Below are 14,423 nucleotides of genomic sequence, written 5' to 3' on the forward strand. Positions count from 1 at the left end.
CGACCATCTCGCCGACCCACTCACCCATCGCCACATGACGAGTCTGGCCCTGCCGCTGACGCGGCAGGGCCAGAACCCAAGATCTTCATCAGCCTTCTAAGCGTTGTCCCGTAAATGATCTACGGCATAGCGGGTGACCTGCTCGTTTTCCGTCACCCGGCGAGGGCGAGGTTGTGCAGGCGCGCGATGCCGAGCATCGCGTGATGTACGCCCTCCCCCTTGAGACGGCAATCGCGCAGGATCTTCCAGTTCTTCATGCGGGCGAAGGCGTGCTCGACGCGGGCGCGGACCTTGCGGTGGGAGGTGTTGTGCTCCTCCTTCCAAGATGGGAGTTCGGCCTGGCCGCGCTCGCGGCGGTGCGGGATGACCAGGCCGGTGCCCCGGTAGCCGCCGTCCGCGATCACCGTGGTCTTACCGACGGCATCCTTCGCGCCAGACAGTTCCCACGCCTTTGCAGTCGTTGCGGTTACCGGCCACAGGCCGGCCCACCGCGACGACGAGCCGGGTGTCGGCGTCGATGACGACCTGGTGGTTGGTGGAGTACCGGTAGTTTTTCGACTGCTCGGCGACCGTGTGATCGCGGGTCGGCACCAGGGTTCCGTCCACGATCAGCACGGTGCCCTTGCGGAACCGCTTTCGGGGCTGGAGCGCGAGCGACGGCCCGAGGTGGTTGATGATGCGATCGGCAGCCGACTTGGACACACCGAACTGCGGCGCCAGCTGCCGCAACGTGAGGTTCGTCCGCCAGTACGCGGCAACCAGCAGGACCCGGTCCTCCAGAGTCAGACTCCACGGCCGGCCCCTGCGCACCGGATCCGCCCCCTCACGCCTCATCGCAGTGATGAGCTTGCTGAACTGACGCGTGCTCAGGCCCGTGAACGGGGTTATCCAGCATGGTTCCGACGCCGTGATCACACCAGCCACGCCAAGATCATCTCACCCGCGACCAGCAGAGATTCGCCCTTCCAGGAGCCAGGTGTCCGACCATCGATCTACGATGCCCCGATGCAGCCACACTTCACCGGCACCTCCCTGATCACCGACGATGTTCCGGGCCTTGCCGCCTTCTACGCCGCGGTCCTGGACGCAGAGGTCGAGGGCAGCGATCCCTTCGCCCGGGTGACTGTCCCTGGAGCCGTCCTGTCGTTCTTCTCTACGCAGGGCATGGAGTCGATGGTGCCCGGGTCGATGGCCGCCGCTGCGAGCGGAGGCTTCACTCTTGGCAGGGTGGGATCATGCAACACAGCAGGTCACATCCGTACGACGAACCGCTCCGAGCACGTCACGCTGCCGTGGAAGAAGTCGGACAAGCTCACCCTGAGCAGCACCGAACGCAAGGTCGGGATCACCGTGTCCGTCGTGCCGGGGCCGATGAGGCTGTCCAACGGCCAGTTCGCCGCTGCTCCTTGCTCAATCACCGTCGATGGCAAGAAGGTCGCCGAGAACCCGGGCGGCGCCGATGGCAAGCACATGTGCGAATACACCCTGCGGTAACGGCACACCGGTCGGCGGGCGCATGGAGCCAGCGCCAGGGTGGGTGCAACGGTCCGGTGTGGTCGAGCAGGGGGAGGAGCTCCCGCGCAGTTACGCCTTGCCCGTACCCTCGCCGCACGAGGCGGCCGCAGCGAAGGACGCGCCGTGCGACGTGCTCTCACCGCGGCGGAGAAACACCCCAACGACGTCGGTCCGGACCGGACCGCCTGGGTGTCCGAAGTGGATCTCCCAGTGGGTCTGCTCCCCCGCTTCCAGCCCTACGCCCGCGCCAAGGCGTTGCGGAACTCTTCCAACTCGTCGCCGCGTAGCCGGCGCCCATAGGTGGAGGCCTTCGGACCTGTGCGGTTGCGGGTAGCGATCACCACCCGGCCCGAGGTCAGGGTTTCCAGGTACGGAGGAAGGAAGCGATCCGGGCGGCGGTGCAGCGCGGGCTGTTCAGCTCGTGGGCGAGTACGGTCAGCTGTTCGCGGGTGGGGCAGCTCAATGCCCGGCACCACAAGGAGAGCGCGGTCGTCATGGGATACGAGTAGCGGACGGATCGGGCGCATCGGCATCATCTCGCCGCGCCTGGCGAGCCCTTCACCCACCCCCCGCAGCCCCGCTCTCGGGCCACTCCCTGAAGGTGCTTCGCACTATCCTCGACAGGTCCTTGATCGCGGGCGGGCTCAGTCGAGGTTCAACCTCCGCAGATCAATCGGTGACCAGCGTGGCGGACAGGCCTGAGTTCTGTACAGGACTCCGCATTTCTGCTGATCGCGTGCCCCCTACCCCGCCGGAGGCTGACAGCAGCGCACCCCGCCGGGTTCCACGTCGGCGGGGTGCAGCAAACCCGACTTGATCGCTGTCGGATGATGCGATCAGGCTACTGGCCGCCACTGACAACGCCAGGGTGCCGTGTGGACAGCGCATAGACACCCGCCGCGTCCGCGCCCGAGAAGTACTGCTGGGCGTTCTCTCGCAACTTCGTGAACGCCTCACCCATCGGCCGCGTAGATCAGCACACGACGCCGTTGACCAGAGCTGACGGAGGAACACGGTTGGAGCATCGGTGCTTCAACCGTAGATCCTGATCCTGATCCTGGCCTGGAGTCAGGCGTCTCTCCAGCACGTCATGGCAGAGTAGCCGTACCGCTCAGGGCCTATCTGGATGATGAGCCAGCCGTTGGCGTTGTACACCCCACACCCGTTGTACCGGTCGCCCAGTCTGACGGTGTCCAACTGGCAAGGGTAGGGATCATTGAGCCCTGCGGTGGCGATGACAGTGGCGTTGTTTTTCGGCTGGGCTCGGATCTTCAGCCCGTTGTAGAGAGAAACCGCCATTCCTGTAGCGCAGGAATTGCTATATGCGGGAGATTTTTGGGAACGGGCACCATCGGCCGACGCGGCGTTGGCGACATTCGGAAACACAAGGCTCAAGGTTGCGGCAGCCAATAACACTGAAACCGGCTTCGTTTGAAAAAACGTTCTCACTGGTTCCCCCACTTCTCGCGCATACCATTCCCATTGTGTCTCCCCCCGTCGGAAGATCAGCAATCCACACGCAGACAGCTCTCGTCACCGGCGCACCGCAGCTCGCCTTCCAGCACGTGACGCGCCTGCGCGAACCGGACTGGCCCGACGGTCCAGTACCCCCAGCAGATGCACAACGGGCTACTCCTGCCAGTCCGCTGTGGCGGCGGCGCGCTCCTGCCACAGCCGCACGCCTGCGCCGTTCGGCTCCCACCGGTCGCAGAACTGCCGCAGTTCCTCGCACCGGGTCAGCATGGCGGCCCTGCGGGCCGGCCAGGGCGGTACCTCCCCGCCGTAGGCCCGGAAGAAGTGACCGAGTGCAACGCGGTGCGCGGGGTGGTGCGTGCGCACGATCCACTCGCACCAGGCCAGATCCTCGACCGGATCCCCGAGGTGGGCGAACTCCCAGTCGACCACGGCGGTGACCTTGCATGTGTCGGGATCGAGCAGCACGTTGTTGGGGCCGAAGTCACCGTGCACCAGCACCTTGTTTGTGCTCTGCGCGTCTTCCGGCAGCACGCTCGGTGGAGTTCTGTGGATACGGCGCAGCAACTCACCACAACTCGCCAAGACAGCTTCCGGTTGCCCGGCGTCCAGAAGTTCCTGGCCGGGGGCACCGGCCACGAAGCCAAGAGTGAGCGTGGCCGCGGTCGTTTCCTGCACCGGCGGCACGGGCAACCGGCCCTGCAGTTGGGTCAGCAGTGCGTGCTCACGACGGAGCCTGAGTTCAGCATCGGGGCCCTCGTAGGTCTTCTCCACGACAGCACCGTCGCCGACGGTGTGGTTGGTATAGCCGTGCTTCAGCGGACGCATCCGCTGATCATCAGACAACGGCGGCTCTCCGGCTACTGGCTTTGCGGATACGGCCCAACGAGCGGCTCATCGCCGAGAGGTGAAGTGGAGGCGGGCCGCGGCACCCTGGACGCTTCCTTCCTCCAGGAACTGGTGACCAGATTCTGGTCCGCACCGGACGCCACATGACTCCCACCACCCGCGCCCTGGCCATGCGCACCCAGGTCCACGCCCTGGTGCAGCAGGCCCACCACCTGCTGTCCGCTCAGACGGAACTCGACCTGGCGACTCTGGAGCGGGTGTTCACCGTCCGCTGGCACGACGCCCTCACCACCACCTGCGGGACCGCCCTGATCGCCGCGGTGCACCGCCAGGCCCCCGGGGTGCAACTGCGTCTGACCGCCGAGCCCGGCGACGACACCCCCGAGCTGCGCCGAGGCGAGGTCGACCTCGCCTCCAGTGCCGGCCCGCCGTCACTGCCCGACATCCGCCACCGCCTCATCGGCCGCGACCGGCTCGTCCTCGCGGTCCGCCCAGGCCACTCCCTCACCGAACAGCCGGTGACCGCCGAGAGGTACGCGGCGGCCGATCACCTCACCGTCTCCCGGCGCGGGCGCCTCCACGACCGGATCGACGACGCCCTGACCGCACTCGGCCACAAGCGCGCCCTCATCGCCTCCACCCCCACCGCAGCCACCGCACTGCAACTCGCCCGCGAAACCGACCTCGTGGTCACCCTCCCCGACGCGGCCACCCGCTCCGCCCGCCACCAGCTCGGCCTCACCACACTGCCGCTGCCGCTCGACCTGCCCGAAGTACCCCTCTACCTGCTCTGGCACCAGCGCCACGACAACCACCCCGCCCACGCCTGGCTGCGCGAAACAGCCACCCGAACCCTCCAGGCCATGTCCCCCCCTCTTGAGCCCGGGCTGAGCTGGTGGCGTTGTTCACGAGGCTGGGCTGCGTTTGTTCACCACTTCGGACAGGACCGTGCCTTGGCACTGCTCGACTGGCCGCCGGGGCCCTGGAACTACTCCCTCAGTCAGACACGGAAGGTGCGGCGGTAGGTGTCGGGTGGGACGCCGACGCTGCGGTGGAAGTGGCGGCGCAGGGTGGTGGCGGTGCCCATGCCGGCGGCCACGGCGATGGTGTCCACGGTGGCGTCGGTGGTCTCCAGCAGTTCCTGGGCGTGGCGGATGCGCTGGGTGTGCAGCCATTGCAGTGGCGTGGTGCCGGTGAGGTGCTTGAAGTGGCGGGCGAGGTGGCGTGAGCTCATGCGGGCCTGGCGGGCCAGATCCTCCACGGTCAGCGGCTGGTCCAGCCGCTCCAGCGCCCAGGGCAGGAGATCGCCCAGGGGGTGGTTGCCCGGGGCGGGGAGGGGGGTGGCGATGAACTGGGCCTGGCCGCCGTCGCGGTGGGGTGGGATGACCAGGCGTCGGGCGATCTTGTTGGCGTTGGTCGAGCCGTGGTCGAGGCGGACCAGGTGCAGGCACAGGTCCATGGCGGCGGCCTTGCCCGCGGAGGTGAGGACATCGCCGTTGTCGACGTACAGGACGTTCGGGTCGACGGCGGCCGCCGGGTGGCGTCGGGCCAGTTCCCGCGTGTGGGCCCAGTGTGTGGTGGCGCGCCTGCCGTCGAGCAGTCCTGCCGCGCCCAGGATGAAGGCACCCGTGCACAGTGAGGCCACGCGGGCACCGGCCGCGTGGGCCGCACGCACCGCCTCGATCAGCTCGGCGGGCGGGTCGCGGTCGGTGTCGGCCCAGCCGGGGACGATCACTGTGTCCGCGTGCGCGAGGTGGTCGAGCCCGTGGTCGGGTTCCAGGCGGAAGCGGTCGACGTGCACCGGGCCGCTCCCGCAGAGGGAGAAGTCGTACCAGGGGTCCACGACGTGGGTCAGGTCGGCTCCGAAGACCTCGACGGCCACGGACAGTTCGTAGTGGAGCATGCCGTCGGTGACGGCCAGTGCAACAGCAGGCATGTCCGAAACTGTACGTGGCATGTCGTTTCCGACGCTCGCGCGGGGCGCTGCCGGAGGGACAGGATGTGGATGTCAGGCCGCAGCGGGTCCACCTCGCAGCGGGTGTTCGAGTACACGGGAGCGGTCTCATGGGGTCAGGTCAGCTGGTGACGGTGTTCGGCGCCTACGGTCACACCGGGCGGTTCGTGGTCGCGGAGCTGGCCGCGCGCGGGTTCGTCCCGGTGCTGTCCGGGCGCAACGCGCAGAGCCTGGAGGAGCTGGCCCACGAGCACGGGCTGGAGGCCCGGGTGGCGTCGGTCGACGACCCGGCCTCGCTGGACCAGGCCCTGGCGGGAACGGCGGCGGTCATCAACTGCGCCGGCCCCTTCGCATCGACCTCCGGCCCGGTGATCGAGGCCGCGCTTCGCGCGAAGATCCCTTACCTGGACGTGGCCGCCGAACTCGAGGCCAACCTCGACACCTTCGCCCACTACCGCGAGCGGGCCCGGGACGCGGGAGCGGTGATCGTCCCCGCCATGGCCTTCTTCGGCGGCCTCGGCGACCTGCTGGCCACCGCGGCGATGGGCGACTGGACCGAAGCCGACGAGGCACACATCGCCTACGCGCTCAGCAACTGGCACCCCACCGCCGGTACCCGGCTCTCGGGCGCGGTCTCCCGCGAGCGACGCGGCAACCACCGCCTGCGCTACAGCGGCGGACAGTGGGAGCAGCGCACCGACGCCGCGCCCACCCTGGAGTGGACCTTCCCGGAACCGATGGGACCCCGGCCGGTGATCGGGGAGTTCACGATGGCGGACGTCGTCACCGTCCCCCAGCACCTCTCCATCCCCGACGTGACCACCTACATGACCGCCGAGGCCGCCGGGGACGTCGCCGCACCCCACACGCCGGCCCCGACCGCCACCGACGAGAGCGGGCGCTCGAACCAGACTTTCCTCGTCGACGTCATCGTCCGCTCCGGTGGGGCCGAACGCCGGGCCACAGCCAGCGGCCAGGACATCTACGCCGTCACCGCGCCCCTTGTCACCGAGGCCCTCGAGCGCGTCCTGACCGGCCGCACCAAGACCGTCGGCGTAGTCCCCGCCGGCGAGATCTTCGACGCGCCCGACTTCCTGCACGCGCTCGACCCGCACATCACACTCGACCTGCACCCGCAGAAGCAGAACATCTGACCCGAGCCATCCGCCCGGCCGTCGGGCGCGCGCCATCGGCGAGCCGTGCCGACATGGGCGTCGGCGTCCTCGTTCGATTCCTCCACCTTCACGAGTGCTGCCCGAAGTCCTGAACCAACGCTGCCCAACTCGCGAACAAAGCGCGGTTCTTCCACTTGGACAGGCAGGCCCGGACTGGAGCACCTAGGTGGTCCGGCCAGCCACGATCACTGTGCGGAGAGGGAACGCAATGAGCAGCGCAACAGCGACAAGGAGTCCGCTCGACCACAGTGGCCCGACATGTCCGAGTGCAGTGCTGAGGGTGGTCGCGGCGATGAGGGGTCCGGCGGCGGCGCCGACGTTGAGCGCCGCGGTCGCGTACGAGCCGGCCATCGTGGGTGCCCCTGCGGCCTCGTAGAGGACCTGTGTAATCAGGGTGCTGCCCAGCGCGAACGACAGCGCCCCCTGCACGAACACGAGGGCGAGCAGAGCGACCGGCTCATCGGCCAGCACGGCCAGGGCCGGCCAGCCGATCAGCAGCAGCGGACCGGTGACTGCGATGACCGGACCGGGGTGCTGGTCGGACAGCCGGCCCGCGACGGTGACCCCGGCGAAGGAACCGACGCCGAAGAGCACCAGGACGACAGAGATCCACAGCTCACTCAGCCCGGCAGTGTCGGTCACGACGGGGGCGAGGAAGGTGAAACCGGCGAAGGTTGCCGCGTTCACCAGCGCACCGAGCAGCATCACCAGGATCAGCCTCGGCTTCGCGAGCTCGGCGAGCTCCCCTCGCAAGGCCGGCCCGCCGGTCGCTTCTTCCTTCACACCCCCCGCTGGGATTCCCTTCAGAATGCCGAGAGCCGCAGGCACGCAGAGAGCGGCAACCGCCCAGAATGTGGCCCGCCAGCCGAGCCAGGCGCCGAGCACCGACCCACCAGGGACACCGGCGATCGTGGCCACGGTCGTGCCTGACAGCAGCACGGCCAGAGCACGTCCCTTCTTGGCGGGCGAGACGAGCGTGGCGGAAACTGTCAGAGCGACGGCAAGGAACCCTGCGTTCGCCAGCGCGGCAACGACCCGGGTGGCGAACAGGACCGGGAAGCTCGTGGTGACGGCGCCCACGGCGTGAGCTGCCTCGAAAGTGACGATGAACCCGAGAAGACTGAAGCGCCTGGACCAGTTGCGGGCAAGCGCGGCCACAAGAGGCGCGCCAACGATCATGCCGAGAGCGAAGGCGGAGGTAAGCACACCCGCTGTCCCAACGGTGACGTCGAGATCTGACGCGATGTCCGGCAAGAGGCCGGCGAGCATGAACTCCGAGGTACCCATGGCGAAGACGGCCATGGCAAGCAGATACAGCGGGAGAGGCATCGAGTGGCTCCGAGGTGAGGAGAAGCACGAGAAGGTCATCTCGTCACCGCGGCCAGCCCCCGAAGGCATATCGCCTCACCACAGGATGCGGCGCGACGAAAGGGCTATGAGCTCAGTGGTTCAGGGGGCTGACGGCGTGACCGAAAGCCCCCACCGTGTCTGACTCAGGACTCGACATGGCCCGCACGCTACCTGACTGATGTCAGTCGAGGCACCTCGGTTTCACCGGCATTGGACTGTGTAACCGACGTCGTGTCCCGCGACAGCCAGGGCGTTGCCGTCACTCAAGGACGTGGAGCCGGTGTGAGTCCGCGGCCGAGCGGAGTTGCGCCGTATCGGGCCTACAGGTGCCCTGCCACCAGCGGTCCGCCTCGGCGCGAGCTACTTCGGTGTCGTACTGGCCCGCGTCGAAGTGGAGCTCTGGTGGGAGTGGGGGCGCGGGGGTGTGCGCCGCCCAGGGGGCCTCCCAGTCCGACCACTGCACGATCTCCCCGAACCGCTGCACGACCACGGTAAGGAAGCCGCAGCACCCGCCGGTGCAGTCGGGTTCCCCCAGCTCCAGGCGGCGCGCCTCGCCGGTCGTCCGGAGAGGGCTGGGGCGCCCAGCCGGCAGGACATCGGCAGCGTACGGTCCACGGCCGCCTTCGCCGACCACCTCCTCGACGACGTCCTCGCCGTTGATCCACAATCGCGCCTGGGCAGCGAAACGGGGCCCAGGCGGCAACACCCTGATCTCCAAACGGTCGAACATCGAACCAACCCTACGGGGCGGTCTCTGGTGCCCACCGCCCTTGCGGGCGTTCCGCTCGACGAGCGCCGCTTCCGGCCCTTGGTTCGGTTCCTCCCTCTCAGCGCAGTTGCTCGGCCAGTCCGATGATGATGCCCGCCGGGCCGCGGAGGTAGCAGAGCAGGTAGCTGTCCTCGAACCGGGCGATCTCGCCGACGAGTTCGGCGCCGTGAGGGCGCAGGCGGGCAACGGTGTCCTCGATGTCGTCGACGGCGAACATGACGCGGTGCGTGCCGAGAATGTTGTGCGGCCGGTTGCGCGGTCCGGCGCTGATCACCGCGGGGCTGCGGTACTTCGCCAGCTCGAGCCGGCTGTGACCGTCCGGGGTCCGGACCATCGCGATGTCACAGCGGACGCCGTCGAGTCCGGTGCACTGGTCGGCGACCGGGCCCTCGACCTCCGCCCTGCCCTCCAGCTCCATACCGAGTTCCACGAAGAACGCGATGGCGGCATCCATGTCCTCGACGACGATGCCGACATTGTCCATCCGCTGAATCGCCATGCTGGTGTCTCCTTCGTCCTGGTGCGACCGGTGGTGGCCGCTGATGCCCCGGGGACGGAGCCGATTGCACGTTCTCGACATCCACGGACCGCCGAAGTCTGAGAAAGCCGGATCGCGTCTCGGTACCGCCACAGCACATCCGCGCGCCAGGCGCACCACCGAGGGTGAGTGCGGCGCAGGTGGCCGTTCCCATGAAGACGATCAGCCGCAGCGTGCCGTTCCCGCTCTTCACATGCTTCCCGAGTACGGAGATCGCCTGAACACCCAGAACAGCGTCCTCGTTCCGTGAGCGGGGCGTCGCGGGGGATTGCTGCAGTGGCTCCATCAGGGGATTCGCCGGCGCAGCACACCGACGCGGCACATCCGCATGCGGCAGGCGGGCCGAGGTTGAAGAGCCGGACGATGAAGCGCCACACCGCCACCAGCCCGAGGAACACTGCAGCCCACTCCGCCTGGACTTCTCACCGCGCCCTTGCGAGAAGTGCCCGTCCGTCTGCACGGAGCAGGCGGACGGGCGAGGTTTCTGTGTCGCCGGATGTCAATCGATGATGGTCAGGACGATTCCGATCACTCCCAACACGATGCCGGTCCAGATGAGAAGAGCAAGAAGTGATTTCTTGGTCATTGGCATGCGTCCACAGTGCTGAGTCCGTTACCGATGAGCCCTATCCCGCCTCCGATCGCTGCCACGGACGCAGGCGTGGACAAGCCTCCTGAACCGATGGCAGAGGCGATTCCCGCGCCAAGGGCGACTGCACCGCCGAGGAGCTGCAGGCCCGAGCCGATACACCCCAACGAGATCGTGCCGGTCGGGTCGGTGCGGTTGATGCAATCTCCGGCTGCGTACAGGTAGGGATTCGCCTCCTGCCCGGAGGGGTCGGGCTGGGTGAAGCGGCCGAGCGACGGGTCGTAGTAGCGAGCTCCCATCTTGTACAGGCCCGTCGGGTCGAGGTAGGCACCGGTGTAGCGGTACGGCTGAGGGGTGGCCTCGGTGGTGGTGCCGCGGGGCAGGCCGGTGGGGCCGTAGGCGTAGCTGTGGGTGCGCTTGCCCGCGTCGTCGACGAGGCCGAGTACGTTGCCGGTGGCGTCGGTGAGGTAGTAGTAGGACTTCCCCCCAGTCGTCATGGAGTTCAAGGTGCCCGCCGGTTCGCGGATGAATCCGGTGTCGACGCCGTTCGTCGTCGTCGACACCAGGCCCAGCGCGGTGTGGTGGAACCACGTCGAACCCAGCTTGGTCCGCTCGGAGTTGGTCGTGCCCGCGTGAACCAGGTCGTAGGACTTGCCGCCCGCGGTGATGCCGGAGAGCTGGCTGTAGTCCGTCCACGTTTCGTTCGTGCGGGCTGTGGTGCTCGCTGCGGCGGTTTCGTTGCCGAGCTTGTCGTAGGACCAGCCGGTGGTGGAGCCGTTCTTGCCGGTCAGCTCGGAGGCGTCGTCGTAGGTGTACGTCGTGCCGCCGGGGCAGGTGTTCTTGGTGCCGTCATGGCTGGTGAGGTTGCCGGCCTTGTCCCAGCAGTACAGCCACGACGCCCTCCGGGCACCTGCGGAGTCGGCTTCCAGGGCGTAGCGCAGGCGGTCCTGGGAGTCGTAGTCGTAGGTGGTCTTGTACTTGGTGAGGTTGTCGGTGCGCGTGCGGATCTTGGTGGTGTCCTTGCCCGCGGTGTTCTTGTAGCTGTAGGCCAGGTCGATCAGCGTGGTGGTACCCGAGGTGGCCTTGATGGCCTCGGGGCGGCCGTTGTCGTCGATCGTCACCGACTGCGTGGTGCCGCCGGGGTAGACGGTCTTGGTGCGTTTGTCGTTGTTGTTGTAGTCGAAGTCGGTCTTCTTGCCGTCCGGGGCGGTCAGGTAGTCCAGGCGGCCGGCCTTGTCCCAGGTGTAGTCGGTCTTCCCGGTCGGGTCGACGTAGTAGTCGACCTCGCCGCCAGGGCTGTAGGCCAGCGCGGTCTGGGCGCCGTTCTGCAGGGTGCGGACACGTTCGCGGTTGAGCTCGTCGTAGTCCCACTTCGTCGTGCCGGAGGCGTCGGTGCGGGATGTGACGTTGCCGTCACCGTCGTAGGAGTAGGTGACCGTGGCGTTGGTGGAGGACACCTTCGTCACGCGGTCGCGGTTGTCGTAGACGTAGACGGTCTTGATCCCGCGTCCGTCGGTGACGGTCTCCACCCGGCCGAGCGCGTCGTAGGTGTAGGCCGTCTTGCCCAGCGGCGCCGGCGGAGTGACGGTCTTGAGGTTGCCCTTGGCGTCGTACTCGAACGAGGTGACCTTGCCGTTGCCGTCCTTGGCAGTGCAGCGCTGGCCCTCGAAGCCGCCGCACTTCGGGGTGGCCTCGTTGTACGTGTACTCACGGGTCGCCCCGGCGGTACCGGTCGTGGTCACCGACATGGTGTTGCCGTTGGCGTCGTACTTGAACGTGTCCTTGCGGCCGTCCGCAGTGGTGAAGTCGTTGGGCAGGTCGGTGCCGGCGATCGTCTGATACGCCGTCACGGAAGCCGTCGCCCCGAGCGGAAGCCGTTGGGAGGTGGCGTTGTTGCGGTCGTCCCAGCCGTAGGTGGTGGTGTTGCCGCCGGTGCCGTCCGCGCCCGTGCCCATCGCGTCGATCGCCGTCTGCAGGAGATGGTTCGTGTACTTGGCGTGGCGGGAGTGGCCGAGGGGGTCGGTGACCTTGGTGACCTCCCCGTCCGCGTTGTGGATGTACTGGGTGGCGTCGCCGTCGGGGTCGGTGACCGTCGTCGTGCCCGCGTCCGACGGGGTGGCGGCCGTGTAGTCGTAGCGCCAGGTCGGACCGACGTGGCCGCTGCCGGTCACTTCGGTGGCGCGTTGCATGGACTTGACGCGGTTGTGGGCGTCGTAGGTGAACAGGGTGGCGGTGCCCTCAGGGGTGGTCACCTTGGTCAGGCGGCGTGAGGAGTCGTACGCGTAGACGGTGGCCTTGCCGTCGGAGTCGGTGACCTTCGCCAGGTTGCCTGCCGCGTCCAGGTCGAAGACGGCGGTGCGGCCCGTGTGGTCCTTGGCCTGCCACTGGTTGGCGTAGGTCTTGACCAGGTCGATCCAGCGACCGGAGCGGGTCTCGGTCAGCTTGAAGCCCTTGTGCTCACTGCCCTCGTCGTGCTGGTCGACGGTGATCGTCCCGTCGTTCTTGTCCGTGACCTTGGTCAGCGTGCCGTGCTCGTTGAAGGTGTCACGGGTGCCCGACTTGCGGTCGGTCAGGGTGTAGGTGCCGTCTGCGTTCCTCTTCAGGTCCTTGGAGTAGCCGGTCGGCGTGGTGTATCCGCCGCTGGTTGTCTCCTTGAACCGCAGGACGTTGCCGGTGCTGTCGTAGACGACCACCTCACCGTCACCGGCTTGGAGGTAGCGCTCGTAAGCCTGCCACCAGCGCTGCGACACCTTCCCCCACGGCACCTCGAGGGAGTTGTACGTGCGGGTGAGCTGCAGCTTTCGGCCGACACCGGCGATGTCGAAGTCCGTCGCGGCGAGCATCAGGTTGCCGTTGGAGACGTTCACCCGCGCAACCAGCGCATCGTTCAGGCGCGTGTCGATGATGCGGTGCCAGGGCACCTCTCCCTGCCCCTCCGGGGTGAAGGGCGTTGCCTCGGCAGAGGCCTCCGGGCGGGCCACGGATCCCTTGGCCTTCCCGCCGGTGGCACGAGCCTTCTGCGCCGCCCGCCAGGCCGCGACTTCGGCGGACGGTTTGGCCTCGGCCTCCGAGTCCGGCGCTTTGACCGACCCGGCCGGCGTCGCGGGAGCTTCTACCTTGGTCGGTTTCGTCCACGGACTCTCCGGCTCCGGCAGCTCCGGCTTCGGTGTTGCCGCCAGACCGGGTGCTGCGGCGATCACCACGGCGGCCGTGGTGATCGCCGCGACGAGAGCGGTTCTGTGTGTTCTCCGGGCACGCCGGAACGGCGTGCTTCCAGCACGTGAATGCATCAGCTTCCCCCCACAGGAAGTCGGACAGACAGTCAGAACCGGTGACCCACACGGTCACCTCGGCCACACAAGCTGTCACAAGAAGCACACAAATCGTCGGGCCGTGCCCCGCAACATGCGCCTCATACGGGCCGGAATCAGTCCGACCACTTCCACTGGGCGAATACGCACGGAGTAGGACAACTCACCAACACCACAGGGGAAAATTGTCCCTTCCGTTATCGCTCTCCGGGGTCACACTGACCGAAATCCTTCGACCAGGCCTCAATCGGTACATCTCGTGCGGGCAACGATCACCTTTCGGCCAGGTTCTGACCCCACAGAATTCGACACAGTGAGCGCTTACCAGCAATTGAACGCGAAACCACACCGGCACAACGTGTCTCAGAGCAAGCGATCGACGCACAGCACTGGTGGGACCGCGGCTTCACTCCATGCACACTGACGCCTCCGGCACCTTTCGCCGCTGCCCTGCCTTGTGAAGGACTCCCCCGCGATGAGTGAACCGGGCAGAACGCTGCCCTCTTGCCGCACCCGCCCCGCCTCTGACCGGCCTGCCCTTGGTGTCCGATACGTAGGCCGGCTCATGTGCTGGAGCCTGGCCGCCGGGATGGCCGGCGCCGCCACCGACCTGGTTCTCGATCCCCAGGCCACCTGGTGGAAAGCGCTCTGGCCCGCACCCTGGTACCTCACCGGCCTCTCCGTCCCACTCTGGGCACTCCTGCGCGCCCGCGAGAAGGCCGCTCAACAATCCGACGATGACGACGACTTCCCCGGGCACTTGGAGAAGGCCGCCTGACCGGCGAGCACCCAGACCGCTCGGTGACGAGCGCGCCGATCGCAGTACGATCGTCGGCTTCCATGACGACCCGGCCGACGAGGCCACGGCCCTCGACGAACAGACCGTCGTCGTCCCCGGCG

At 67.7% G+C, this 14,423-nt stretch carries 10 protein-coding genes and 3 pseudogenes; 4 read left to right on the forward strand and 9 right to left on the reverse strand.

Annotation, left to right across the window (positions count from 1 at the left end; genetic code table 11):
* Nucleotides 1–152 precede the first annotated feature (152 nt).
* Nucleotides 153–834, reverse strand: a pseudogene (locus IO24_RS41400) (transposase).
* A 171-nt stretch (nucleotides 835–1,005) separates the two neighbouring features.
* Here IO24_RS41400 and IO24_RS42295 point away from each other — a divergent pair.
* Nucleotides 1,006–1,494: a hypothetical protein gene (locus IO24_RS42295; protein WP_051906011.1), complete on the forward strand. Its 489-nt coding sequence runs from the start codon at nucleotides 1,006–1,008 to the stop codon at nucleotides 1,492–1,494.
* A gap of 1,089 nt (nucleotides 1,495–2,583) precedes the next feature.
* On the opposite strand, the gene IO24_RS45855 is transcribed toward IO24_RS42295, so the two are convergent.
* The 3 genes and pseudogenes from IO24_RS45855 to IO24_RS47745 form a co-directional block, all read right to left on the reverse strand.
* On the reverse strand, nucleotides 2,584–2,964 hold the full coding sequence (locus tag IO24_RS45855; RefSeq protein WP_158872527.1) for a hypothetical protein: 381 nt from the start codon (nucleotides 2,962–2,964) through the stop codon (nucleotides 2,584–2,586).
* Nucleotides 2,965–3,144: 180 nt separating this feature from the next.
* Nucleotides 3,145–3,816 (reverse strand): phosphotransferase family protein, encoded by a 672-nt coding sequence (locus IO24_RS0137695; protein ID WP_031143998.1) that lies wholly within the window; start codon nucleotides 3,814–3,816, stop codon nucleotides 3,145–3,147.
* A 16-nt stretch (nucleotides 3,817–3,832) separates the two neighbouring features.
* Nucleotides 3,833–3,942, reverse strand: a pseudogene (locus IO24_RS47745) (LysR family transcriptional regulator); the annotation flags it as partial.
* Between the two features lie 2 nt (nucleotides 3,943–3,944).
* Between IO24_RS47745 and IO24_RS0137705 the strand changes: the two are divergent.
* Nucleotides 3,945–4,712: pseudogene (locus IO24_RS0137705) on the forward strand (LysR substrate-binding domain-containing protein); the annotation flags it as partial.
* Between the two features lie 125 nt (nucleotides 4,713–4,837).
* On the opposite strand, the gene IO24_RS0137710 reads toward IO24_RS0137705, so the two are convergent.
* Complete coding sequence (locus tag IO24_RS0137710; RefSeq protein ID WP_031144003.1) at nucleotides 4,838–5,773, reverse strand: helix-turn-helix domain-containing protein; 936 nt, start codon at nucleotides 5,771–5,773, stop codon at nucleotides 4,838–4,840.
* Between the two features lie 128 nt (nucleotides 5,774–5,901).
* Here IO24_RS0137710 and IO24_RS0137715 point away from each other — a divergent pair, with 128 nt between their 5' ends.
* A complete protein-coding gene (locus IO24_RS0137715) occupies nucleotides 5,902–6,945 on the forward strand; it encodes a saccharopine dehydrogenase family protein (protein WP_031144005.1) in 1,044 nt (347 codons plus the stop codon).
* A 183-nt stretch (nucleotides 6,946–7,128) separates the two neighbouring features.
* Here the strand turns inward: IO24_RS0137715 and IO24_RS0137720 are convergent, their stop codons facing one another.
* From IO24_RS0137720 to IO24_RS0137735, 4 genes are all read right to left on the reverse strand, one after another.
* Nucleotides 7,129–8,295 carry a Cmx/CmrA family chloramphenicol efflux MFS transporter gene (locus IO24_RS0137720; protein WP_031144007.1) on the reverse strand — a complete coding sequence of 389 codons (1,167 nt, stop codon included), beginning with the start codon at nucleotides 8,293–8,295 and terminating at the stop codon, nucleotides 7,129–7,131.
* A gap of 280 nt (nucleotides 8,296–8,575) precedes the next feature.
* The gene (locus IO24_RS0137725; protein ID WP_234335366.1) at nucleotides 8,576–9,046 is read right to left on the reverse strand and encodes a hypothetical protein; all 471 of its coding nucleotides are present in this window, start codon (nucleotides 9,044–9,046) and stop codon (nucleotides 8,576–8,578) included.
* Between the two features lie 97 nt (nucleotides 9,047–9,143).
* A complete protein-coding gene (locus IO24_RS0137730; RefSeq protein WP_031144011.1) occupies nucleotides 9,144–9,584 on the reverse strand; it encodes a VOC family protein in 441 nt (146 codons plus the stop codon).
* Nucleotides 9,585–10,205: 621 nt separating this feature from the next.
* Nucleotides 10,206–13,415: an RHS repeat-associated core domain-containing protein gene (locus IO24_RS0137735; protein ID WP_234335367.1), complete on the reverse strand. Its 3,210-nt coding sequence runs from the start codon at nucleotides 13,413–13,415 to the stop codon at nucleotides 10,206–10,208.
* 673 nt (nucleotides 13,416–14,088) lie between these two features.
* On the opposite strand from IO24_RS0137735, the gene IO24_RS0137740 reads away from it, so the two are divergent.
* A complete protein-coding gene (locus IO24_RS0137740) occupies nucleotides 14,089–14,301 on the forward strand; it encodes a hypothetical protein (protein ID WP_234335368.1) in 213 nt (70 codons plus the stop codon).
* Nucleotides 14,302–14,423: the final 122 nt, after the last annotated feature.

The sequence above is a fragment of the Streptomyces flavovariabilis genome (assembly GCF_000725785.1).
Classification (GTDB): domain Bacteria; phylum Actinomycetota; class Actinomycetes; order Streptomycetales; family Streptomycetaceae; genus Streptomyces; species Streptomyces hawaiiensis.